This window comes from Rhodococcus sp. P3_B8 (assembly GCF_056402775.1).
Window position 1 is genome coordinate 1 of the sequence record NZ_JBFUGT010000644.1, and the last position, 1,147, is coordinate 1,147.

Annotated in this window: 1 protein-coding gene; it reads right to left on the reverse strand. The window is 70.4% G+C overall.

Annotation, left to right across the window (positions count from 1 at the left end):
* Positions 1-1,147: phenylalanine--tRNA ligase subunit beta (locus AC1D1G_RS45425; RefSeq protein WP_477956963.1), on the reverse strand; the 1,147-nt coding region annotated here is incomplete at both ends.

The window sequence follows — 1,147 nt, forward strand, 5'->3', positions numbered from 1 at the left end:
CGGGCCGCTCGGCTCACGCTGCCCCGTGAGCACCGCCGCCACGTGCACCGGCTGGTCCGGCAACGACTGCAGCAGTGCCGTGATCTGTTCGTCGGTCGGGCGGCGATCCACCGGCAGTGCCTCGACCGGCTTGGTGTCGGCGCCGGGCAGCACGACCTGCGCGATGCCGAACAGCGACAGGTCGCGCTGACCGCGGGAGACGTTGCGCGCGAGAACCTCGAGAAGTCCGGGAAGGAGCGTGGTGGCCAGTTCCGGCCGATCCGATTCGAGCGGGTTCAGCACCGTGCTGGTGTTCCTGCGCGGATCCTCGGGGTCCAGGCCCCACGTGTCGAATATCGCAGTGGGCAGGAAGACCGGAGGCAGGATCTCGACGTATCCCGAGAACGCCAGAGCCCGGCCGACCGCGCGTTTGCGGCGCTGCGCCGGAGTCAACCCACGACCCGCGGGGGCTGCGGGCAGCACCGACGGAATCTTCTCGAGCCCCTCGAGGCGCAGCACCTCCTCCACCAGGTCGGCAGGCTGCACCAGATCGGGCCGCCACGACGGCGGACCGGCGACGAGCTGACCGTGTCCGCTGTCGCTGACCCCGACCTCGACGTTGCAGCCGATCTGCGTGAGCCGGCGCGCAGCGGTGCCGGTGGGGTAGTCGACACCCGCCACGCGGTCGGGGAGGTCGATGTCCATGTGGATGGGCTCGTGCGGGGTGACCTCACCGATGTCGGTGAGCGCCGGCTCGACCCGCCCGCCGGCGATGTCGACGAGCAGCGCGGCCGCCCGGTCCAGTGCCGCGACGGGGATCTCGGGGTCGACCACACGCTCGAAACGCTTGCTGGCCTCGCTCGACAGCTTGTGCCTGCGCGCGGTCTTGAACACCGCGAGCGGATCCCACGTGGCCGCCTCGAGCAGGATGTCGGTGGTTTCCGACCCGACCTCGGTGGACGCGCCACCCATGATCCCGGCCAGCGACACGACGCCCGAATCGTCGGCGATCACGACGTCCTCGGGGTCGAGGACGCGCTCGGTCTCGTCGAGAGTGGTCAGCTTCTCCCCCGCCACCGCCCGGCGCACGACGAGTTCGCCGCTGATCTTCGCGGCATCGAACGCGTGCAGCGGCTGGCCCAGTTCGAGCAGAACGTAATTGGTGACG